This window comes from Nisaea sp. (assembly GCF_040217065.1).
Lineage (GTDB): Bacteria > Pseudomonadota > Alphaproteobacteria > Thalassobaculales > Thalassobaculaceae > Nisaea.
The window spans coordinates 12,719-35,608 of record NZ_JAVJNX010000008.1 but is presented as its reverse complement, the minus strand read 5'-3'; the positions used below and the strand labels follow the sequence as shown (position 1 = coordinate 35,608).

Sequence of the window (22,890 nt, the reverse complement as noted above, 5' to 3'; positions counted from 1 at the left end):
CGATGCAGATATGTGGCATCGCCCTTTTGCTGTTCCAAACACGGATGCATCGAGATGAGCAACGAGACGCGGATACCCGGTCGTGAGCCGGCCCTGTTCAGCTATGGATTTCGGCCCTTTTTCCTGTCCGCAGCCGTTTTTGCGGGCGTTGCTGTCTTGTGCTGGATGTTTCTGCTGGACGGAGTGATCGCGCTTTCGGGGCCGTTTGCACCAACGGACTGGCATGTCCACGAAATGCTGTTCGGATATGCATCGGCGGTCATTGCCGGATTCCTGTTCACGGCCATTCCGAACTGGACCGGGCGCGCGCCCAAACACGGCTGGCCACTGGTCTTCCTCTTTATCCTCTGGCTCGCCGGTCGGCTTGCCTGTGGCGGGCTCTTCGGATTGGATCCGGTTGGCGTCATGCTCGCCGATCTGGCATTCCTTGCCGCCATCGTCGCCGCGACCATCACGGAAATCGTTGCCGGCCGGAACTGGCGCAATCTGATGGTCGTGGTTCCGGTACTCCTTCTGCTGGGCGCCAATCTGGTCTTTCATCTCGAAGTCCAGTTCTCCGGAGTCTCGGACATCGGCCGGCGGCTTGGGACCGGCGTCATCGTCTTTCTCATCACGCTGATCGGTGGCCGGATCATCCCGAGCTTTACCCGGAACTGGCTGGTCAAGCGCGACAGCGACAGGCTTCCCGTGCCCTTCAACCGGTTCGACGCTGTCTGTCTGCTTGCCGGTGCGGGCGCCCTGATCGGCTGGTCGTTTTTCCCGGAGAACCCGGTCACCGGGGGAGGCATGCTGGGTGTGGCCGGATTGCATGGCGTGCGTCTGATCCGGTGGCAGGGCGCCCGGACCTGGAGGTCACCGCTGCTCGTCATGCTGCATATTGCCTATGCCTTCGTGCCCCTCGGGCTGGCCGCCGCCGGGGCCGCCTCGATCGGCTGGCTGCCATCCGCCGCCGGAGCGCATCTGCTTGGCATCGGCGGAATCGGCGGCATGACCATGGCGGTCATGATCCGGGCATCTCTCGGGCATACCGGCCACAAACTTGAGGCGGGTCCCGTCTTGACCATAGCGGCGGGTATGATTTTCAGTGCGGCTCTCATCCGGGCCTGTTTTCCGGACGCTTATGTCGGAGGCCTGTCCGGACTCTGGATCGCCGCAGGCCTCTGGATCGCGGGTTTCTCTATCTTCGCGGTGAAGATCGGGCCTTATCTGACCAGCACCAGCCGGAAGCCGACATAATCCGCAGGCAGGCCGGCGGCACAGCCGCCGACCTTCGGATTGCGGACCAGATCGATGACGATCGCGCGATGTTTTCCTTCGGCGATATGGGCGCCGCAATATTCCTGCTGCACCAGAGGCTTCGCCCCGTCGTCGCTCAGGTTCGTATTGGCCACACAGGTATTGGTCCACTCCCAGACATTGCCGGCAAGATCGAACAGACCGTGAGAATTCTCGCCAAACGCCCCGCGCGGCTTGAGTTCCGCTTCGTCACCGTCGCGGGCCGCGACATTGCGGGCATAGGCCTGCAGCCACCGTTGCGCCGGGTCGTCTTCGGCTTCTGCGACGATGGCCTCTTCGACAAACCGCTCGGCGGCGGCGCGCTGCCATTCCCTGTCATCCGGAAGGCGCCAGTGCAGGCCCGTCTGGCGCGAGAACCAGGCGGCATATGCCGTTGCATCGTACCAGTTGACCTCGGTTTGAGGCATCGTGGCGCTGTTCGGGCTGCCGCCCTGGGTAACCACTGAAGCCTTGCAGGCACCGTCGGCGACACAGGCCGCATACTCGGCGCGGCTGACCTGAAACTTCATGATCTCAAGCGGCGCTTCTGCCACGAGCTGTTCCAGCGGCGCCTCAACAAGCTTGCCATAATAGCGATAATTCCCGGCCGGCCGGTACGTGTACGGACCCGGCTCGATCACGACGGTCTCGGGCAAGTCGGTGATCGCGGGCGACGAGACGGTCCAGACGACAAGTGCGGCAATGGATCCGGCCAGAGCAAGCAGGGAGAGCTTTACAGTCAGGGAGTGCATTTCCATATCCCTCGACAAGACAAAAAGGAGCAGCCGTTTCCGGCCGCCCCTCGTTTGAGACTGGTGATCTGGCGCACTCAGGGCAGCGCTGTCTTGCCTTCATGAGCGGCGTTGTATTCCGTCGGCGCGACAACCTGTTCCATCAGGTCGTTGTTCCACTTGCCTTCGACCAGCACGTGAGCGGTCGCGCCAAGATTCACGGCCTCGATCAGGTTGTGGTTCACATAGGCATAGACGCCCGGCTGCAGGAACTCGTAAAGCGCAGCGCCCGCAGAGCCGCCCCGGATGAACCAGGTTTCCAGATCCCGGTCGGGAATATTGTTGAACTTGCCCGCCTCCCAGACCAGATCGCCATGCCCGCCGATCAGGTGTGGGCGGCTGTCGCGGTTGGCCTGACTGTGAACGAACAGAACCCGCTCGCCCTGGACCGCCGTCAGCGCATTGTCGCCCGTGAGGGCGCCGACCCTGCCATTGAACACGACATGGCTCGGGATCAGGCCGTTCATCACTTCGAGAGTGTCCGAATAGCTGTCGCCGACATCCGCGAAGCGCTTGTACTCGCCGTTTTCGTCCTTCGGGACGTAGAAATCATTCTCGCCAATGTAATAGACCCGGTCGTAGCTGATCGGCTTGCCGTTATGATCCGTCAAGCCCTTGCGCGGCAGCACCATGACGGCGCCCGCCATGCCGGAGACAACGTGCCACGGGATCATCGGACCGCCCGGGGCGCAGTGATAGACAAACGTGCCGGGCCGCGTTGCCTTCCAGCGCAGCGTCGTCTTTTCACCCGGATTGACCAGCGTCAGCGAACCGCCGCCGAGCGCACCCGTCGCGGAGTGAAAATCGATGTTGTGCTGCATCATGTTGTTCGGGCTGTTGTACAGCGTGAGTTCAACGTAATCGCCCTCATGAACCACCATCATCGGGCCAGGGACGGAGCCGTTGAAGGTCATCGCCTGAAGATAGGCGTCGTCGGAGATCTGCATCTCCTTCTCGACGATCTGCATCTCGAATTCGACGATACGCGGCTCGGCAGGTGCGATCTGCTCATGCGCATGCACGAACGGCGGTTTCACCAGCTTGTGCTTGATGCGCTTGAGGGATGACAGGTCGGCCGGCGGGGCCATCGACGTATCCATGATCTCTTCGCCTTGTGCGGCCTTGATGACCAGAGGGGTCGCGGCAAGTCCGGCGGCACCGATTAATGCGGCTCTACGCGTCAACATCGCTTCTTCCTTTCGAGCTTGAATTCCATTCGAGGAAAGGTTTAGCGATCCGCTCCGCGCGGTACTTTGTGCCAGCACAATGTCGGGTCGTGTTTCTTGCTGAAACTGCCTGGGCCTCCTGGGCGTACAGGCTGTTGCCCCGGCCTAAATGCGCGGCGCGCCAAGCAACCACAGTCCGAGTGCGGTATAGCCCACCATGAATACCGCCAGCAGAAGCTGGCTGGCGATCGCCCTGCCGCCGGTGCCGAGACGATCCAGCGCGATCATGTGCGCGATGGAGATGCCGATGATATGGCCGATGGTGATGATGGCGGTCTGGCTGTTCCAGATCACCAGGACACTCTCTGGACGGCTGAATATGGAAGTCGTTGTGTGCAGATGCGCTGTTCCGAACAGGTTCCAGCCGCGCGCGAACGGGTCGGAGAGCATCTGGTAGATATACTGATAATCGACCAGCAGCCGGGTCAGGAAATGGGAGCCGTGATAGGCGATGGAAATCGGCAGGATGGAATAGATCAGCCGGCCCGCCAGATCCGCCTCTGCATCCCGTGCACGGGCAAGGACGGCGCCGACGCGGACACAGCCATGGTAGATGACCCAGAGCAGGGCCCAGGCCGCCAGCAGACCCAGGGTATTCTGCCAGATCACCGCCGAGCGCCCGGGATAGTTCAGCGGATTGAAGCCGAGCATGCCCATCCAGCGGAAGGTAGTTGACCAGCCGTCGAAAGTGCCCGCCGCCAGCGACAGAAGCACAAACCCCACCCCGCTGCGCGGCAGCGGCGGCAGGATCCCGGCATGCACGCCGGGCAGACCGAGCCGGACCTGTCCCGAGCGGTCGGTGCCAAACGGTGCGATCTTGCTCACCAGCCGGAAATAGACGTGCAGCGGCTCGGCCCGGGCACACCACTCATCTTTGCCGAACAGCACCATGCCGGCGAAATTGACGCCCCAGAACAGCGACAGAAGCAGCACCAGCCGGTCCGGATCCATGCTGTGCGGGGATATCAGATCGACCCAGATGAAACAGAAAAACTGCAGGACCGCCGGCAGATACCCGAGCCGGGCAGGCAGAGTCATGCAGGGCTGGAAGCGGCGCCGGACGATATCGACGAGCCCGGTCCACGGGTTCAGCACCGCCCAGAGATTGCCGAAAAAGGCGCAGGCCAGCGTCATGCTGATCCAGCCGACGGTCCACAGCACGAGCGGCAAAGGATTCCGCAGCGGATCATGTGCGCCGATCTCACCGGCGACCAGCAGCAGCAGCACCAGTGCGGTCGACGCCAGAGACAGGTATCCGCCGGCCCCCTGCGGCATGCGGAACAGGGAGATCGTCGCGGTCGTGACCCGATGGAATACTTTCTGGGGCACCACTGCGAACAGCAGGAAAGAGGCGGCGACTGCCACGGCCGCGCCGGCGGCGTAGAAACCGGTCGGCAGCAGCAGGATCAGGCCACCGGCGGCTTCATGCGCCACGGCACCCGAGGGCAGAAGCAGGAAGACGGCAGCCAAAGACATAATCACCCGGCCGCTCAATGACCAACTCCCACATATTGGTGCAGAAGCGCTTTATTCTCCCGTACTTCCTCGATCGGGAATTCCGCCTTGATCTCTCCGTGATCCATGAAGGCCACCCGGTCCGCAACCGGCAGCACCGCGTCCACACGCTGCTCCACCAGAAGCACGGCAACACCGGAATCCCGCAGTTTCTTAACGGCATCGCGGATACCCGCAATGGCGGACGGCATCAGTCCCTCTGTCGGCTCGTCCAGCATGATCACCGATGGGGTGATGCACATGGCCCGCGCCATGGCGAGCATGGTTTGCTCGCCGCCCGACAGGGTGCCCGCGCGCTGTTTCATACGCTCTTTCAGGACAGGGAAAAGCTCCAGCGCATAGTCGAGGCCTTCCCGCCCCTGCCCGCGCGTGAGCAAACCGATTTCCAGATTTTCCCAGACCGTCAGCTCCGAGAACAGTCGGCGCCCCTGCGGCACATAGCCAATGCCCGCTCTGGGGATTTCCTCGGCCGGTCTGCCGAACAGGTTCACATCGTCCAGCCAGAGTGCGCCGGAGGCGGGCTTCACCGTGCCCATGATCGCTTTCAGCGCCGTCGTCTTTCCGGCGCCATTGCGCCCGAGAAGACACAACACTTCGCCGCCGCGCAGCTCGATACTGAAATCCCGCAGCGCCTGGCTGCGTCCGTAGAAGGCGTTATAGCCCTCGACCCGCATCACACTCATGCACGCGCTCCCAGATAGGCGGCCTGAACGGCGGCATTGTTCATGATGGCGTCCGGCGTTCCCTCTGCCAGGATGGTCCCGCGCTCCATCACCGTGATCTGGTCGGCCAGGGTCATGACCACATCCATGTTGTGTTCGATCAGAAGCACCGTGGTAACCTTGTTCACGGCCCGGACCACCTCCTTGAAACTCGCAATTTCGGAGTCTGACAATCCTTGGGTCGGCTCGTCGAGGATCAACAGTTTCGGCTGCAGGGCGAGCCCCATGGCAACCTCGAGAAGGCGCTGGTGCCCATAGGCCAATGTCCCCGCGACCTCACTCAGGCGATCCCCGAGCCCGACGGATTTCGCCGCCTCGGCCGCCTCCGCCTCGATATCCACCTCGCTGACATGATTGCGACTGAGCAGGCTGGGGCGCAGCCGGTTGTGGACGGCGACACAGATATTCTCCAGCACGCTCATCGAGCCGTAGATATTCGTGATCTGGAAGGTATAGGCGATGCCCTTGCGCACCCGTTTGTGCGCCGGCATCCGGCTGATATCCTCCCCGGCGAACTCCACACTCCCGGAGGTCGCCTTGATCCGGCCCGACAGCAGATTGACGAAGGTCGACTTGCCGGCCCCGTTCGGCCCGATGATGGCGCGGACCTCCCTTTCCCGGATCTGGAAGTCCACATTCTCGACCGCCTTCAGGCCGCCGAAATAGCGGGTGAGGCCCTTGGTCTTGAGCAGCGCTATTTCAGCCATGGCAGCCACCTGTCGCGCAGGGATCCGAGAATGCCTTTCGGAAACCACAAGGTGAGCACGACCAGCAGGGCGCCGACGACGATCAGATAGGCTGTCGTCACGCCGCTGAGACGGTCGATGAGCAAGGTCATCAATCCCGTGCCGACGAGCGGCCCGAGCAGGCTTCCGGGCCCGCCGACCAGCGTGAACAGCAGCGCCTCGATGGAGATTTTGAATTCCGCGAAGGCCGAGCCGATATAGCCGAACATCAATCCGTAGAGCGCGCCGGCTACACCCGAGATACCGCCGGACACGGTAAAGGCCAGCAGCTTGATCGCGTAGGTGTCGAAGCCGAGCATCCGGGTCCGGTCCTCGTTCTCCCGCACGGCGATAAGCAGGCGTCCCACCGGCCCTTGGGTGAAGGCGAACAGTCCCAGCAGAACCACGCCGAACACACTTAGCGCCAGATTGTAACGCGCCACGCCGGAGGTCATGTCGACCGCCAGCCCGAACAGGGAGAAGCTCCGCGCGGAAGTGGGCAGGGTCAGGCCCTGATCACCACCGGTGAACTCCGAGAAATACAGGATCAGGAGAAACGCCGCCTGGCTGAACATCAGGGTGACGATCATGAAGGAGACCGTCTGCGTCCTGAGTGCCAACAAGCCGATCAGGAAGGACAGGGCGATGGCGGCAAGGATGCCGGCAAGGAAGGCAACGGGAAGGGAGGTCCCGAGATAATAGCTGCACAGACCGGCGCCATAGACACCCGCGCCGAAGAACATCGCGTGGCCAAGACTGACGAGGCCGGTATAGCCCATCAGGACGTTGTACCCCATGGCGAAGACCGCAAGGATCAGGATCCGCGTGAACGCCAGGACCAGATAGTCGGACAGCAGGAATTGCAGGACGAACAGACCTGCCAATGTCGCGAGACAGAGCAGGAACAGCTTTTTGTTACGAAGAGACATCACCGGCCCGCCTTTCCGAACAGACCCTGCGGTCTGAACACCAGCACAAGCGCCACCAGCAACGTCGAGAAGATCTTGGCGAGCGTCGGCGAGAAGAAGACGGACAGCAGCCCGTCGGACATGCCGATCAGGATGGCGGCGGCAATCGTCCCGGGGATCGAGCCGAGCCCGCCCACGATGACGACGACGAAAGACAGCAGCAACGGATCGTGCCCCATCAGGTAATGCGCCTGCTGGCTCGGCACGACCAGGACGCCGCCGATGGCGGCCAGCATCGCACCGACCGCGAACACGCCGGAATAGACCTTGGTCACGGGAATGCCGAAATTCTGCGCCGTCTCCCTGTCCAGCTGGGTCGCCCGCATGTACAGGCCGACTTTCGAGTGGCGCAGCAGGTAAAGCAGCCCGCCGACAAGGACGACGGCAACGGCGATGATGAAGAACTTGTAGCCGGAATAGCCGAACCAGGGGAACCGGACCGTGTAATAGAACGGTGCTTCCACGGCCTGCGCATCCGGCCCGAAGGTGATCAGCGTCATCTGCTGGATGATGTACATCAGGCCGATCGTCGAGACGATGGTGGCTTCCGGATTGTAATCGATCCGCTTCAGGATGGCCCAGTCGGAAGCCCAGGCCAGCGCGCCGACGAACAGAGGCGCGACCAGCAAGGCCGCGATGAAGGGAACGTACGGCGGTCCCGGGATGAGGCTGGCGCAGACCCAGGCCGCGACAGCGCCGAGCATGAAGAACTCGCCATGGGCCACATTCACCACGCGCATCACGCCGAAGACCAGCGACAGTCCGAGCGCCGTCAGCATCAGCACCGATGCCTGCACGAGCCCTTCGAGCGTCGCCAGCAAGAGATAGGGAGCAATATCCATTTATTCTCTAGGCCTTCACCGCAGGCGCCGCATACTTATCCGCCACCGCCAAGGTCGTGATGTGTCCGCGATGGCCGGCGGATGCCCAAGGACAGGAGCACCCGCCGGCTATCGGAGTGATCAGAAGGACATCTTCGTGTAGTCGGCTTCGTCCGGATACAGCGTGTCTTCCGGCAAGACCGTGTGGACCACCTTCAGCTTGCCGTCGACCACCTTGGAGATGTTCTGCCGGGCGAAGGCCTGGTGCATCTTGCCATTGAAGATCTTACGGCCCTGCGGGAACGCGTTGCTCTCCTCGAAACCGGTGATGCTTTCCATCGCTTCCAGCATGGCGATCTTCTGCTTCGGCCCCTTGTAGTCGGCCATTTCCATCGCCTTCTTCATGGCAAACAGCGTCTCCCAGACCGAGAACATGTGGGAGAAGGTCGCGACGCTTTTTGGATCGTCGACACTCGCGCCATTGGCATCCACGCCGACCTTCTCGCGATAGAACTTGTCGAAGGAGGTCTGGTTCGGCTGGGCGTAGCGCGGCATGGCTTCCCAGAAATGCGTACCCTCTAGGTAGGCCAACTGCGGAATGTCGAAGGACACCGCTTCGAGGGAATCGATGAAGCCGAAGATTTCCGGCCGCTTGGAGCCGAGATGCTCGCCCAGCTCCTTGACGAAGGTGAGCACGCCCGGGCCAACGAGGACGTGATAGATCACTTCCGTGTTGAACGGAATCCGGGGCAGGTAGCGGGTGTAGGAGGTTTCGGTCGGCGGGATCGCGACATCCCCGACGATTTCACCGCCCTGCGCCTTGATCGCTGCCGTCAGATTGTCCCGGTGGTCATATCCGAAGGCATAGTCCGGATAGATCATCGTGACCTTCTTGCCGAGATTGCCGGTGATCCATGGCGCCATCGAGATGACCTGGCTCTTCACGTCGCTGATCGACGGCTGAAAGACATACCGGTTGAAGGCACCCGCCGCGAGCGAGTGCGCTTCGGAGCAGAGGAAATACGGCATCTTCAGCTCGCCGGCGCGCGGCGCGCTGGCTGCCGAGACATGCGAGAACAGGTGACCGAAGATGGCATCGACCTTGTGCTCGGCGCTGAATTTCTCAACCGCTTCGACGCCGCGCTTCGGGTCTGTGCCGTCATCCTCGACGATCATCTCGACAGGCAGGCCGTTGATGCCGCCCTGCTCGTTGATCAGCTTCACCGCCGCGAGCGCTGTCCGCTCGTACCAGCGGCCATAGGCCGCGCCGATGCCGGTCCGGTGGAATGGCCCGCCCAGCTTGATCACATCGCCGGATTGCGCCACCGCGCGGCCGATGATCCCCGGGGCCGCGAGCGCCGCACCGGCCACAGCCATGCCCGAGAGCAAGGTGCGCCGCGGCAGGGTCAAAGTCTTCTTGGTACCAGTAACATCCATTATTCCAGTCTCCCGATTTAAGCCATTCCCGTGATGTCGATCTTGATTCCTCCGGCCGCCCGTGCCGGATATTCATTGGGAAACCTTCGCTCCCTGGCGTCGCCCGACATGGGCGGCCGCGCCGGCTTCCGGAAATTCAGTGCCGTCGACCTGTGCAGCCCAACTCAGTCATCAGCCGGTTTGCACGACTCCCGGGACAGGAAGCAATCCCTCAATCCAGGCTGCAATGTCCTCAGCATCGGTCACGTCGGCATATTTCTGGCCCATATCGTAGAGGTTTGCGGCATGAGGCGCGGCGGCCCGTTCCGCACAGCAATCCGCCGCGACGAGAACATTGAACCCGGACTGTACGGCATCCACCACCGTCGCCCGCACGCAGCCCGACGTCGTCGCCCCCGCGACCACGAGCGTGTCCACACCGGCCCCGGCCAGCAATCCGGCGAGAGGCGTGCCGAAGAAGGCGGAAGCGCCTTTCTTCACGATCAGCGGGTCACCGGGCTGCATGCCCGTCCCGGCATCAATCTCGGCAAGGCGCGATCCTTCCAGAAACGCCGTCATGCCCTTCGCCTTCCGAAGCCAGGCGGTGTGTTCGAACTCGCCCGGCTGATAGGCGATTGTCGTGAAGATCACCGGGAAGCCGCCGGCACGGGTGAGGTCGGCCAGCCGTTTGGTCCGGGCGACTTCTTCCGCCATGTCCGACGCCGTCGGATAGCGGACATCGGTGAAACCATAGCTGAAATCGACCACAAGGATCGCCGGGCGCACACCGCGCGGCACGGAATTCCCGAAACCGGCGGCCTGGTATATCCGTTCCTGAGACATCAGTTTATGCCTTCCCTAGAAAAGCTCCGCATATCAGGCACGGAGCCGGTAGATCCGCCACGGTCCATCTTCACAACAATATCCCCTTCCCCGACGATCGGTGTGTCGTCCCGGAACAGAGAGCCGTTCCGCATCGGAATATCGAGGAGACAGGGCCTCCCGTTCGAGGCGTCCCAGCCTCTTCCCGTCATGGACATGATCGTATCGCCGCACACATCAAGGACTTTAGCATCGAAGACCCGGACCGACGCTCGGCGAAAAAGTCGCGGGCGCCGGTTATGGCATATCCTCCCGCGCGTCGGGCGGCGGATAGGTGCGGCCGGACAGCGGCAGTTTCTCCGTCCTTTCGAGCAGCATATCGATCATGCCCTTTTCCGCCCGGTTCAGGCGCGAGGCCGGATTGGTGACGAGAAAGACATCGATGGCCGGCGGATCGTCATAAGGCGGCAATCGCCAGAGCAGGCCATCGGCGACATCGCGGGTCATGACATGGATCGGCAAGGGTCCGATGCCGACCCCGGCGACGATCAGCCGCTTCACCTCTTCCAGCTGGGAGGAGGTCGCACGGATCGTGTGATCGAGATTGAGCTGTGTGCGCAGCACGGCGACGGGCCGGAGCGCGTCCTGCAGGCTGTCTGTGTCGAAGGTGACCGAGGGCTCGCCGTCGAGATCCGCCAATGTCAGATCCTTCTGTCCGAAAAACCGGTGGGTCGGCCCGCAGAAAAAGGCGAAATGCTCCCGGTACAGCTTGTCATAGGTCAGATCGGGATGCCGCTGATGGACCAGGCAGATCCCGAGGCTGGCTTCCTTTTCCAGCACCGACGCCACCACGTCCGCGCTGGTCCGGACGGATATGTCGAAGGTCACGTTGGCATGCTGGTGACTGTAATCCCTGAGGGTTGCGTCCAGCGGCGGAAAGATCACATGGCTGGCCAGGCGTATCCGCACATGGCCGCGGATTTCATCCTCAATATCCCGCAACTCCACCGTCAGCCGGGCAATGGTGCCGTGGATCTCAAGCGCCTCCCGGTAGAGACGCTGTCCGGCGTCCGTCACCCGGAAATGGCTCGGGCCCCGCTCGATCAGGCGCTTGCCGAGGCTCGTCTCCAGCCGCTTGAGCGCATTGCTGACGCTCGGCTGCTTCAGCAGCAGACGGTCCGCCGCGGCCGTGATCCCGCCCTCCTGAACGATGGCGATAAAGGTCCGCAGCAGATTCCAGTCCAGCTCCCGCGCCAGCCGTTCGCTGTCATCCATTCTCGGCAGATCCATCCACCATTCCTCAAATCAATGACCGTAATTTTCATTATCTATTGGAACAATGACCGAGCCTGATGGAGATTTCCACCCTCGATAAGAGCCGGAAAACCGGCCGTTTCGAAACAGGGTCGCGTAGCGTTGGGGACATTCGGGTGAGCGCATTGCGTAGCAAGGCCATGAGGCCATGGTGGCTGCTGTCACCGGCGCTGGTCACGATCACGCTTCTTGTCGTCGTGCCGATGTCGCTGATCCTGATTTATTCCTTCTATATCAATATCGATCTCGGTGTGGACCGGCCGGCCTTCTCGTTCGAGAACTGGCAGGAACTGTTCGCCGACAGCTACTACCATGTGGCCATCTGGAAAACCTTCCGGCTCTCCGTCATCGTCACCGTGCTGGCGGCCCTGCTCGGCTACATTCCGGCGTATTTCATCGCCAACACCACCTACAAGCACAAATGGTTGCTGCTCCTGCTGCTGATCCTGCCGTTCTGGGTCAGCTTCATCATCCGGACGCTCTCCTGGATCCACATCATGGGCAACCAGGGCGCCATCAACGGCATACTGCTCTGGCTCGGGGTGATCGACGAGCCGCTGCAGATGATGTTCAACGAGTTCGCCGTCATCGTCGGCTTCATCCACGTCTTCCTGCCCTACATGATCCTGAATATCTATGTCAGCCTTGAGGGCATCGACCGCAACCTGGTGCCGGCCGCACGGACTCTCGGCTGCTCGCCCTGGCAGGCTTTCCGCGAGGTGACCCTGCCGCTGTCCACGCCGGGCCTCGCGGCAGGCAGCCTGCTGGTCTTCGTGCTCACCGCGGGAAGCTACGTGACGCCGCTCATCCTCGGCGGCCCGAACGATTTCCTGTATGGCAACCTGATCTATGACGCGATCCTGTCCGAGCTGAACTGGCCGATGGGCGCGACCCTTTCCTTCACCCTGCTGGTTCTGCTCGGTCTCGTGGTTGTCCTCTACAGCCGGATCATGGGCATGAACCAACTCTACAAAGCCTTCGGGTGAGGAGCGGACCATGGGTTGGAGCCTGATCCGTTTCTATGCGATCGCCGTCTATGTCTTCATGTTCGCGCCGGTCGCCGTGGTCCTGCTGCTGGCCTTCAACAGCTCCCAGTTCGGCGGTTTCCCGATTGAGGGGTTCAGCCTGCAGTGGTTCGACAAGCTGTACCAGAACGAGGCCATCGTCCGCGCCTTCAAGACCTCGTTCCTGCTCGGGATCGGCACCGCCATCCTGGCGACCACGATTGGCGTACTCGCCTCCCTCGCCCTGGTCAGATACCGCTTCCCGGGCAAGGCCTGGATCACGACATTCCTGATCTCTCCGGTCCTGGTGCCGGAAACGGTCCTCGCCGTCGGCCTGCTGCTGTTCCTGCGCTGGCTGTCGATGCCCCGCTCCTTCTTTCTGCTGCTGATCGGCCACACGATCATCGCCCTGCCCTTTGTCGTGCTTGTCGTCCAGGCGCGGCTGGTCGGCATCCGCAAGGACTATGAGGAGGCGGCGCTCAGCCTCGGGGCCAATCCGCTGCAGACCTTCTTCCAGATCACGCTGCCCCTGCTGATGCCCGCCGTGTTCGCCGGCGCATTGTTCGCCTTCACGATTTCCTTCGACAACATCACGGCGACGGTCTTCTGGCGCCCGGCCGGCTCCGAGACCGTGCCGACACAGATCTTCGGCATGCTGCGCAATTCCGTCAGCCCGGAAATCAATGCCCTGGGCTTCGTCATGATCGTCATCACCGTCGGCGTGCCGCTCATGGCGGGCGGACTCGCCCGGTATTTCACGCGCAAACAACGATCATCCGCCACCCCATGAACAGAGGAGAATCAAAGATGAAAATCAGTTCGACAAAACGGTACGAGACCCTGCGCGAACGTATGGGCAACGGCGATATGGACCGCCGATCCTTCATGGCGCTGCTCGGTTATGCCGGCATCGCCGCCGGTGTCGCCGGCGGCAGCATGACTGCCCTCAGCCGTCACGCCATGGCCGCCGGAACAGAGATCTATTTCGAGGGCTGGGGCGGCGTCGTCAGCGAAGCCCTGCGCAAGCACGCCTTCGATCCCTATACGGCGAAGAGCGGCAACAAGGTCATCGACTCAGCCTTCGGCGGCGAGTCCGAGGTACTGACCAAGATCAAGGCAGCCGGTTCCATCGACGGCCACAACATGCTGCATTCCTCCGGTGTGAGCTGGTATCAGCGCTGGATCGACAACGGCTATGGCAGTGAGCTGAACGAGGCCAACATCCCGAACATGGTCAATGTGATGGACGCCATCATCAAGCCGTTCCGGGCGATCACGCCGAACAGCCTGTCCGCCGTCCCGTACGACTACGGCACCACCGGCATCGCCTACAACACCAAGTATGTGTCCAAGGAAGAAGCCGAGGCGCTCGGCGCCAACCTGCTGCTGAAGAAAGAGCTGAAAGGCAAGATCGGCGGCTGGGGCGGCGACTGGGCGAACCGGGCCTGGTACGGCGCGCTGCAATCCAACCAGGATCCGAACAACATCCAGGACTGGGACGCGGTCTGGGAAAAGGCCCGCGAACATCGCGGCCTGATCGTCAAATACTGGGAGTCCGGCGCCGAGCTGATGGATCTCCTTGCCAAGGAAGAGATCTACGTCACCGAAGCCTGGTCCGGCCGTGTCGCCGCCCTGCAGGCGCAGGGTCATCCGATTGGCTATCTCGATCCGAAGAACGGGCTCGCCTGGATGGAAAGCATGTTCGTCCTCAAGGGCTCGCCGATGGCCGAGGCCGAGGAGCTGCTGAACTTCATGCTGGCACCGGAAACCGCGCTTGCGGTCGCCGAAGGGCAGAAATATCCGTCCTCGCTCGATCCGAACAAGGTCGCCATGTCCGATGTGATCAAGGGCCTGCCGGCCTTCGATCCGACCGGCAAGCTGGAAGGCCTGGTCTTCCGTGACCCGACGACCTGGAACCCGGTCGAAAAAGCGCAGAAGAAACAATGGAACCGTCTCAAGAAAGGCGCCTGAGCCTTTTAGACGCGGCTGCCCGGCCGGCCTCTCCGGAGGCCGGCCGGGTCCGCTGGTACAGTGCATGAAGCGAGGAACGGTCAGTGGCGCAGGTTGAACTTGTCGGTATTCGGAAGGCCTTCGGCCCCGTCATCGCCGTCGAAGACGCACACATCACCTTCGAGGAAGGCTCCTTCACCACGCTGCTGGGGCCGTCGGGCTGCGGCAAGACGACCTTGCTGCGAATGATCGCCGGGCTCGAATTCCCCACCACCGGCGACATCCTGGTCGGCGGCCGGCGGGTGAACGACGTGCCCATCCACAAACGCAATCTCGGCCTGGTGTTCCAGAACTATGCACTGTTTCCGCACAAGACCATCGGTGAGAACATCGCCTTCGGCCTGAAATATCGCGGCGTGCCGAAAGAGGATGCCCGCAGGAAAGTCACCGAGGCCCTGAACATCGTCCGTCTTCCCGGCGTCGAGGAGCGGTTTCCGACCCAGCTGTCCGGCGGCCAGCAGCAGCGTATCGCGCTTGCCCGCGCCATCGTCGTCGAGCCGGACGTCCTGCTGCTCGACGAGCCGCTCTCGGCCCTGGACGCGAACCTGCGCGAGGAAATGCGCGTCGAGCTGAAGGCCATCCAGAACCGCATCGGCGTCACCACGATCTTCGTCACCCACGACCAGTCCGAAGCGCTGGCCATGTCCGACCGGATTGTCGTCATGAGCGCCGGCCGGGTCGAGCAGATCGGCACGCCGGAGCTGGTCTATAATCGCCCCGCCTCGGAATTCGTGACCACCTTCCTCGGCAATGCCAATATTCTCTCCGGCACGGTGAAGGCGCTGAAGGGCGGCATCGCCGAGGTCGAGATTTCCACCCTCGGCAGCATCTTTGCCATGCTGGAAGCAAGCGAGAGCCAGCCGCTGAAAGCCGGAACGCCGGTCAAGCTGTCGATAAAGGCCGAAAAACTGGCCCTGGAAAACCAGCGGGCCGCCGAACAGCACGATACCGTGCTGACGGCACAGGTGCGGGATGTCGATTACCAGGGTCAGGTCGCCCGTTATTTCCTGGAAGCCGGGAGTCAGTCCCTGCAGGCGATCAACCAGATCGACGAGCATCCGCACACGGTCGGCTCGGAGGTCGCAGTGCGGATCCGGGCCCGCGACTGCGTCATCCTGCCGGCGTGAACTGCCGCCCGGGCGCCTGCCGGGATGCTAGTTCGCCGGGATGTCGGCGAACAGGACCCGCGACAGCAGCCGGTCGACAGGCGCGAAATCATCTGTCAGCAACACCGGATCGGGCGCATCCCGGTCAACCAGGGCGCCGATATCGACCCGCTGCCAGGTGCGCTGGATGCCGAATGCAGAATGCATGACGCCTGCCGGGTTCGGACCGGCCGCGGCGACGACGATGTAGGTCACCCGTCCGTCTGTCTCGGCCGGTGCGTCAGCCACGGCCTCCCGCCAGATTTCCACACTGTTGAAATCCACCGTCAGTGTGTGTGTGAGGGCGGCCAGGAAGAGCGGGTTGCGCGCCGCATCGACGACATTCATCACGTAAAAGCCGTTCGGACGCAGCCGCGCGGCAACTTCGGCATGAAACTCCCGGCTGACCAGATGAGTCGGAACCGAGATATCGTGGAAAGCATCCCCGAAAATGACGTCGAAAGTGGGCGTGTTCGGCAGAGACTGCAGGAGGGCGCGGGCGTCGCGATGGTGGATCTCCAGGCCGGGCCGGTCGGACTCCAGCCACATATGTTGCCGCGCCGCTTCCGTGACCACCGGATCGATCTCGGCCACGACCAGACGCGCGCCTTCCACCGTCGCCGCCCAGGAACGCGGCAGGGAATAACCGCCACCACCGATGAAAAAGGCGGCAAAGTCGGTGCCGAGGAAATCCAGCGGGAACCGGCTCCTCGCGAACTCGTCGACAAACTGGATGTAGGGGCTGTAGAGCAGGCTCGGGTCAGCTCTGTCATTGATGCTGTGCACCAGATTGTCCAGCACCATGAGGTTGCTCTGCCGGCCGCTGAAGGGCGCGAAATCATCGATCACAATGCAGAAATAATCGCTCTCCACCGTGCAGCGGGAGGCGAAGGCGCCGCGGGCGGCGCCAGTGCCGGCCAGCGGCACGCCCATCGCGACAATGCAGATGACGGCAATGACGGCAGAGCGGCGGCCGGCCACGATCGCGCAGCAGAGCGCAAGCAGGACATAGAGCAGCGTGACGGCAATCAGAGTGCCGCCGGATCCGACCCAGGAGATGAAGACATAGCCGGCAGAGAGCGTCCCGGCGATGCTGCCGATCGTCCCGAGAGCATACATCCTTCCAAGCACCGCCCCGGTCCGGCCGGGCTCGGCATCGACGGCCAGCTTGGTGACAATCGGCGCCACCATGCCGACGAACAGGCTCGGCAGCAGGAACAGGGCCGTTGTCAGGATCACGACGAGCGTCACCTGCCCGAGCCCCGTTGCCAGCAGACCGACGGCCAGGTCGTTGAGGATGACCAGTGCAAGCAGGCTGCTTGCGCCGGCGCAGGCAAGTGCGCCGGCAAGACGCCTCATGGCGCTTGGCCGGTCGGTTTGCGGGCCGGCCAAAAGGCCGCCGATCCAGTGTCCCACGGACAGCCCGGCCAGAACCACCGCGATGATCGCCGTCCAGGTATAGAGCGACATGCCGACATAGGGGGCGATCAGCCGCCCGGCAACGATCTCCACAACGAGGCCACCGGCCGAACTGAGAAACAGGACGGATGCGAGGAAGAGACGGATGATCAGTGACAGGGGCCTGCCGTTATCTGCGGTCACGGTCATGACAGGATCCTGCCCGGTGCCGGCGCAAAGCCCCGGTCGCGCATCGCCCATTGGCAGGCGCCGGCGCCGAGCCACATTGCCAGCAGAGCAAGCCATGCGGTCAGCGACAGTACAGACCCGCCGGTAACCCCAGCGCCAACCGCACAGCCGCCGGCAAGCATGCCGCCGAAGCCCATCAGCACGGCGCCGACGACATAGCGCACCATGCCCGTCGACTGGTCGAAGACCTCGACATGGAATTCCCGCCGGATCAGGGAAGATGCAAAGGCCCCCAAGGCAACGCCGGGCACGAGGCCGAGACTGAAGCCGAGCGGTATACTGGATTCGGTAATGAGGGCCATGAGGGTATCCGCTGAAGGTCCGGTGAAGGTGACGCTCAGAACCGAGACCGGCTCGAACGAGACATGTGCCAGAGAGGCTGTATAGAGCCATCCGCAGGCGATGGTCGCGCCCAGCGCCACGGAGAGCAGGGCGCGGGACAGGCCCAGGGCCGACCTCGAGGCCAGCACCATTGCGGCCGCCAGCAGGGCGCCGCCGAGAACAATGCCGAAAGCGTCGGGCACATGAAGGTTTATGTTACGGATCTCCGGGCTGACCGTCCACAGGGCGGAAAGCTCGAGCCGCAAGGGCGACAGAATGCCGGAAAGTGCCGCCTGGGCGACAACAGTGACCAGCAACCCGGTCATCAGGGCCCGGAGGTTCCCGGTCGCGGAAAGCACCAGCAGGCGGCTCGCGCAACCACGGGCGAGGATCATGCCGGTGCCGAACATCGCGCCACCGATGATGGCCCCGGAAAGCGTTCCGACAGAGGTCAGCTGCCGCACTTCCATGGCCGGCAAAGCCTCCGTCCACAGCAATACTTGAACGCACAGAAGCGCCGCGCCGAAGACAAGCAGCCAGACCGCGAAACTCGGCCCGAATACGCCGCGCCAGAATTCCAGCGATGCACTCCTCAGGCAAAACCGGCTGGCCTGGGCGCAGGCACCGAATGCGAGGCCGACCAGCAACCCGCCAAGGCCGGCCTTCGCCGGGTCCGACAGCCGGTCGCTTGCCAGCAGTGTCTCCAGAAACTCCATATCGGCCTGCCCGTCAGTCACTCAGGGAACGCTTCCCGGCGACGGTCAGCGCGATACTCGTGTCAGCAACCCCGCCGCCGGCCGGACTGGCCGGCGGCGGGCTCTGTCGATGTCAGCCGAACATGTCCTTGCTGATCCCGGCATACCAGCCGATGCTTTCCTCGTAAGTCTGCTTGCGCAGGGCGGCATTCTCGCCGGTTTGGCTGATAAAGCCCGTGGTCTTGGCGATCTTCTCTGCCGTCGCCTCGTAGGCGGCCCCAACCTTCACACCGTTGTTGGTGCCGATCAGCGACCAGCAGGTGTTCGAGAACTTGGCCGGGAAGACCTTCGAGCCGGTCAGCGCTCCACGAATGGCATTCGCCGCCACCTTGGCCTGGCTGTTGGCGGAGAAGCCGGATTTCGGCATGTCCCCCTGATGCGCTGAATCTCCGAGCACATGGATATTCTCGTCCTCCCGGCTCTGCAGCGTGGCGGGAACCACAGGCGCCCAGCCCTTGTCGTTCGTGATCGCGGCACTTTCGGCGATCCGGCCGGCTTTCATTGCCGGAATGACATTGACAACATCAGCCTTCGTCACCTCGCCGCCTACGACCACTTCCATGCTGTCCGGGCGCACCTCCTGCAGCGGGCCGGTAAATTCAGAGTCCAGCCAGTCGATCATGCCGGGATAGGTGTTTTCCCAACCGGCCTGGAACAGGCCTTGCTTGGAGAATTTCTTCTTCGGGTCGAAGATCAGGATCTTCGCCGTCGGATTTTTCTGCTTCAGCATATGCGCGACCATGGAAACACGCTCGTACGGGCCCGGCGGGCACCGGTACGGATTCGGCGGCGCGATCATGGCGAAAACACCGCCCGGCCGCATCGCTTCGACCTGCGCCTTCAGAAGTTCGGTCTGCGAGCCCGCCTTGTAGGCATGGGGCATGTGGTTCTGCTTGGTGACATCCCAGCCAGGAACCGAGCCATCGACGAAATCGATGCCGGGAGACAGGACCAGCCGGTCGTAGGGCAACGATGCCCCGCCAGCCAGGGAGACCGTCTTCTTGTCCCGGTCTACGCCCACAGCCCAGTCGTGCACGACATTGATGCCGTATTCGCTGGCGAGCGCACCGTATGTATGGCCAAGCGATTCAAGGGTCCTGAAACCGCCGAGATAGAGGTTTGAGAAAAAGCAGCTGAAATAGGTACGGGTCGGCTCGATCAAAGTGACGTCGAGCGCACCTTTGCTGTCTTTCGCGAGATACCGGGCCACCGTTGCGCCACCAGCTCCGCCGCCAACGACAACGACCCTGGGTTTTCCGTGTCCGGCGCCCATGATCATCGGCGCGATGGAGAGTGCGGCGGTCGTCGCCGCTCCCTTAAGGATCGACCTTCTACTCAGAGACATGGCACTTCCTCCCTTGTACGCCCCGTTTATTCGAGGCCTTCGAAATACGCCGCTAAACCCGCGATCTCTTCGTCCGACAATCGCCCAGCGATCATCTGCATGACCGGATGCGCGCGGATCTCTTTCTTGTAGGCATGCATGGCGACGACAAAATCCTCCCGCGGCCACCCCGTGATCGACGGTATTCCATTGTCCGCGCCGCTCGAATGATGGCAGGTCATGCATTCGCCGGAAAGATATTCGCCGTAATCCGGATCGCCAACGATGACGAGAATGGCCGGATCCAGATCATGGTCGGTCGCTGTCAATGTGGGTTCCGCTTCCGGAATATCGCTCGGCTTGTCGGAGAATCCGCGCAGATAGGCGATGACATGCGACCGGTCCTCGGCACTTGGCATGCCGATGAAATTCATCCGCGTCCGCGACACCAGGCTTTTTGGGTTTTCGAGATAGGCGTCGAGACTGTCCGTCGTCCAGACCAGGCCATCGGCCCCGGCCCGGATCAATCCTTCGGAATACCGGAAAGCCTCGACCGAACCGGCGACGCGGCCAAACACTCCGTTGAGGTGCGGGCCGACGCCGTTTCGCGCGCCTTCGCCGACCCGGTGACACGCCTTGCAGACCTGGAACAACCGGGCGCCGGCTGTCGGATCCCCGAGTTCACTCGCGGCGACCGGACCGGCAGCAGGCGAGACGGCAAGCACCATGGCAAGGCTGAGTGCCTTGATAATGAGCGCCGTACACACACTCATCCGGATACCCTTTCCTACTTGGCCATCGCCTTCAGGTAAGCAATCACCGCCGTCAGGTCGTCTTCCTTCTTCAATCCGGCAAAGGCCATCTTGGTCCGCTTGATCATCGACCTGGGCTTGGCAAGGAAGGTCGCGAGCGTTTCCTCATCCCAAACCAGACCATCATCCCCGGCCTGTTTCATATCCTTGGAGTATTTCTTGAAACCTTCCGCAGCACCAGCGGTTCGCCCGAAGATACCGTTCAGGTGCGGCCCGATCTTGTGCTTGGCCTTGTCACCGACAGCATGGCAGGCCTTGCATTTCTTGAAGACCTTCTCGCCGTCCTTGACCAGCGCCGGATCCACCGCGGGAGCGGCGGCAACCTCGGTCGTTTCCTCTTTTGCCGGCGCTGCCTCATCCGCAGCCGGGGCGGCTGCAGAACGTTTAGATGTCGGATCGTCCGGCGTCACGTCGACGACCTGGGCACGGGCGGTGATCTTCACCTCGGACTTGCAGTCCGTCATGCAGGGCGTGCGGTTCTTCCAGACGGCAGTCTCCATACGGTCATCCGGATAGAATCCTCCGGCGTTCGGCATCACCACTTCGCTGAAATTGTCCCGGCTGAGCTCGAAATCTTCATCGACCATGTCGTTCAGATAGAGCAGATAGGCCGTCACCGAGTAGGTCTCGTCAGCCGTCAGGGACTGGGCGTCCCCGAACGGCATGGCCCGGTGTACGTAATCCCAGACCGTCGAGAGATAAGGCCAGTAGGAGCCGATCGTCTTGACCGGGCGGGCACTGGTCAGGGTGTCCCGACCGCCGGCCAGCACGGGCCAGCGATCGACGGCCTCGCCGAAATCACCATGGCAGGAGGCGCAGCGTTCCGAGAAAATCGGCTCGCCGTCCGCCACCGAGCCACTGCCTTCAGGCAGCCCAACGCCATCGGGGCGCACATCGATATCCCAGGCAGCAACCTCATCCGGCGTGGCCGGGCGCCCGAGCCCGGTCGGCTCCGCCATGGCAGGCCCGGCGAGACCTGCGACAACGGTCAGGGCCGCAAGATTAAGAAACCTCGACATTCTCGGCCTCCCCGTTCGCAGTGACGTGCCAGGTCTGGATTCCATTATTGTGATAGATCGAATTCTCGCCACGAACGGCGCGCAGTTCGTTCTTGGTCGGCTGCACGTATCCGGTGCTGTCGACGGCGCGCGACTGCAGGAGCAGCGGGCTGCCGTCCCAGTCGAACTCGTAATAGAAGCGGTGCATCGACTTGTCCCAGGACGGACCGTCGATCCGGGCCTGGCGCCAGTTGCGGCCGCCATCGGTGGTGACGTGCACTTCCTTGATGCTGCCGCGCCCGGACCAGGCAACGCCTGTAATGATGGTCTTGCCTTTGCCGTGCAGGATTGGCGCCTGCGGGCTCGGATTTGTGATCACCGACTTGGCGTCCATCTCCCAGGTGAAGCGGCGCGCTTTCCCGTTCGCCATGAGATCGGTGTATTTCGAGGTTTCCTCGCGATGATGCCAGGGCATGTCGCCGACTTCGATGCGGCGCAGCCACTTGACCCACATGTTGCCTTCCCATCCTGGCACCACCAGACGCACCGGATAGCCTTGCTCCGGGCGCAGTGCCTCGCCGTTCATGGCAAAGGCGACCAGACAGTCGTCGAGGGCCTTCTCGATCGGCACGGAACGGGTCATGGCCGCGGCGTCGGCACCTTCCGGCATGATCCATTTCGCGTTGGTCTTGAGACCGGCTTCCTCGAGGATCGTCTTCAGCGGGATGCCGGTATAGATGACATTGTGGATCATTCCATGGGTGAATTGGCAGCCGTTGAGCTGTGCGCCGCGCCATTCCATGCCGCTGTTGGCTGCGCATTCCAGGAAATAGGCGCGGTTCTCCCGGGGAAAACGCTTCAGATCCTGCATCGTGAAGACCAGCTCGCGCTCGACCAGCCCGTTGATCATCAGGCGGTACTTGGCCGGATCGACTTCCGCGACACCACTGTGATGGCGCTCGAAACAAAGCCCGTTCGGCGTGATCACACCGTCCAGTTCATGCAATGGCGTGAAGTTGATCGAGCTTACCGGGTCGGCGGTCAGCCAGGGAACATTCCGGCGGCGGACATGGGCTTCATACGGGGACGGCGTGCCGTAGGGTTTTACGTCAACGCCCTCGCCAAGCTGGTTAGCCCAGGGCTGAAGCTCGAGGATCGCGGGATCGCCGGCGGCCAATGCCGGCGCGGCGGCGAGCGCGCCACCAGCCGCCAGGCCGCCTTTCAGGAAGGTCCTGCGCGAGGTGGGTGAGGGTGTCTTGTCGGTCATCTTTCCTGCCTC

21 protein-coding genes are annotated in these 22,890 nt (G+C 62.6%); 5 read left to right on the top strand and 16 right to left on the bottom strand.

The window, feature by feature from the left end; all coding sequences use genetic code 11:
- Window positions 1-54 precede the first annotated feature (54 nt).
- On the top strand, window positions 55-1,236 hold the full coding sequence (locus RH950_RS09220) for an NnrS family protein (RefSeq protein WP_350055954.1): 1,182 nt from the start codon (window positions 55-57) through the stop codon (window positions 1,234-1,236).
- Here RH950_RS09220 and RH950_RS09215 read toward each other — a convergent pair.
- The 10 genes from RH950_RS09215 to RH950_RS09170 all read right to left on the bottom strand — a co-directional run bounded on the left by RH950_RS09215 (window position 1,203) and on the right by RH950_RS09170 (window position 11,571).
- A complete protein-coding gene (locus RH950_RS09215; protein ID WP_350055952.1) occupies window positions 1,203-2,027 on the bottom strand; it encodes an SUMF1/EgtB/PvdO family nonheme iron enzyme in 825 nt (274 codons plus the stop codon). The genes RH950_RS09220 and RH950_RS09215 overlap by 34 nt on opposite strands.
- 77 nt (window positions 2,028-2,104) lie before the next feature.
- Window positions 2,105-3,253, bottom strand: a complete 1,149-nt coding sequence (gene nirK / locus RH950_RS09210) for a copper-containing nitrite reductase (protein WP_350055950.1) — start codon at window positions 3,251-3,253, stop codon at window positions 2,105-2,107.
- A gap of 144 nt (window positions 3,254-3,397) precedes the next feature.
- A complete protein-coding gene (locus RH950_RS09205) occupies window positions 3,398-4,774 on the bottom strand; it encodes a hypothetical protein (protein WP_350055948.1) in 1,377 nt (458 codons plus the stop codon).
- Window positions 4,775-4,782: 8 nt separating this feature from the next.
- Window positions 4,783-5,490, bottom strand: coding sequence for an ABC transporter ATP-binding protein (locus RH950_RS09200; protein WP_350055946.1), 708 nt, complete (start codon window positions 5,488-5,490; stop codon window positions 4,783-4,785).
- Window positions 5,487-6,236, bottom strand: a complete 750-nt coding sequence (locus RH950_RS09195) for an ABC transporter ATP-binding protein (protein WP_350055944.1) — start codon at window positions 6,234-6,236, stop codon at window positions 5,487-5,489. The genes RH950_RS09200 and RH950_RS09195 overlap by 4 nt, the downstream gene beginning before the upstream one ends.
- Complete coding sequence (locus tag RH950_RS09190) at window positions 6,224-7,183, bottom strand: branched-chain amino acid ABC transporter permease (protein WP_350055942.1); 960 nt, start codon at window positions 7,181-7,183, stop codon at window positions 6,224-6,226. Before RH950_RS09190 ends, RH950_RS09195 begins: the two co-directional genes overlap by 13 nt.
- The gene (locus RH950_RS09185) at window positions 7,183-8,064 is read right to left on the bottom strand and encodes a branched-chain amino acid ABC transporter permease (protein WP_350055940.1); all 882 of its coding nucleotides are present in this window, start codon (window positions 8,062-8,064) and stop codon (window positions 7,183-7,185) included. Before RH950_RS09185 ends, RH950_RS09190 begins: the two co-directional genes overlap by 1 nt.
- Before the next feature lie 120 nt (window positions 8,065-8,184).
- Window positions 8,185-9,480: an ABC transporter substrate-binding protein gene (locus tag RH950_RS09180; RefSeq protein WP_350055938.1), complete on the bottom strand. Its 1,296-nt coding sequence runs from the start codon at window positions 9,478-9,480 to the stop codon at window positions 8,185-8,187.
- A gap of 171 nt (window positions 9,481-9,651) precedes the next feature.
- A complete protein-coding gene (locus RH950_RS09175) occupies window positions 9,652-10,302 on the bottom strand; it encodes an isochorismatase family protein (protein ID WP_350055936.1) in 651 nt (216 codons plus the stop codon).
- 276 nt (window positions 10,303-10,578) lie between these two features.
- A complete protein-coding gene (locus RH950_RS09170) occupies window positions 10,579-11,571 on the bottom strand; it encodes a LysR family transcriptional regulator (RefSeq protein ID WP_350055935.1) in 993 nt (330 codons plus the stop codon).
- Between the two features lie 140 nt (window positions 11,572-11,711).
- Here RH950_RS09170 and RH950_RS09165 point away from each other — a divergent pair, with 140 nt between their 5' ends.
- From RH950_RS09165 to RH950_RS09150, 4 genes are all read left to right on the top strand, one after another.
- The gene (locus RH950_RS09165) at window positions 11,712-12,581 is read left to right on the top strand and encodes an ABC transporter permease (protein WP_350055933.1); all 870 of its coding nucleotides are present in this window, start codon (window positions 11,712-11,714) and stop codon (window positions 12,579-12,581) included.
- 10 nt (window positions 12,582-12,591) lie between these two features.
- A complete protein-coding gene (locus tag RH950_RS09160; RefSeq protein WP_350055931.1) occupies window positions 12,592-13,389 on the top strand; it encodes an ABC transporter permease in 798 nt (265 codons plus the stop codon).
- Window positions 13,390-13,406: 17 nt separating this feature from the next.
- Entirely contained in the window at window positions 13,407-14,570 is a 1,164-nt protein-coding gene (locus RH950_RS09155; RefSeq protein ID WP_350055929.1) for an ABC transporter substrate-binding protein, read from the top strand.
- A gap of 83 nt (window positions 14,571-14,653) precedes the next feature.
- Complete coding sequence (locus RH950_RS09150; protein ID WP_350055927.1) at window positions 14,654-15,736, top strand: ABC transporter ATP-binding protein; 1,083 nt, start codon at window positions 14,654-14,656, stop codon at window positions 15,734-15,736.
- 27 nt (window positions 15,737-15,763) lie between these two features.
- Here RH950_RS09150 and RH950_RS09145 read toward each other — a convergent pair whose 3' ends face one another.
- The 6 genes from RH950_RS09145 to soxC form a co-directional block, all read right to left on the bottom strand.
- Entirely contained in the window at window positions 15,764-17,362 is a 1,599-nt protein-coding gene (locus RH950_RS09145; protein ID WP_350055925.1) for a fused MFS/spermidine synthase, read from the bottom strand.
- Window positions 17,359-18,459, bottom strand: coding sequence for a YeeE/YedE family protein (locus tag RH950_RS09140; protein WP_350055923.1), 1,101 nt, complete (start codon window positions 18,457-18,459; stop codon window positions 17,359-17,361). The genes RH950_RS09145 and RH950_RS09140 overlap by 4 nt, the downstream gene beginning before the upstream one ends.
- A gap of 91 nt (window positions 18,460-18,550) precedes the next feature.
- Window positions 18,551-19,822: an FCSD flavin-binding domain-containing protein gene (locus tag RH950_RS09135; RefSeq protein ID WP_350055921.1), complete on the bottom strand. Its 1,272-nt coding sequence runs from the start codon at window positions 19,820-19,822 to the stop codon at window positions 18,551-18,553.
- A 26-nt stretch (window positions 19,823-19,848) separates the two neighbouring features.
- Window positions 19,849-20,574: a c-type cytochrome gene (locus tag RH950_RS09130; RefSeq protein WP_350055919.1), complete on the bottom strand. Its 726-nt coding sequence runs from the start codon at window positions 20,572-20,574 to the stop codon at window positions 19,849-19,851.
- Between the two features lie 14 nt (window positions 20,575-20,588).
- Window positions 20,589-21,632: a c-type cytochrome gene (locus RH950_RS09125; RefSeq protein WP_350055917.1), complete on the bottom strand. Its 1,044-nt coding sequence runs from the start codon at window positions 21,630-21,632 to the stop codon at window positions 20,589-20,591.
- On the bottom strand, window positions 21,616-22,878 hold the full coding sequence (soxC, locus tag RH950_RS09120) for a sulfite dehydrogenase (protein WP_350055915.1): 1,263 nt from the start codon (window positions 22,876-22,878) through the stop codon (window positions 21,616-21,618). The genes RH950_RS09125 and soxC overlap by 17 nt, the downstream gene beginning before the upstream one ends.
- Between the last annotated feature and the right edge of the window lie 12 nt (window positions 22,879-22,890).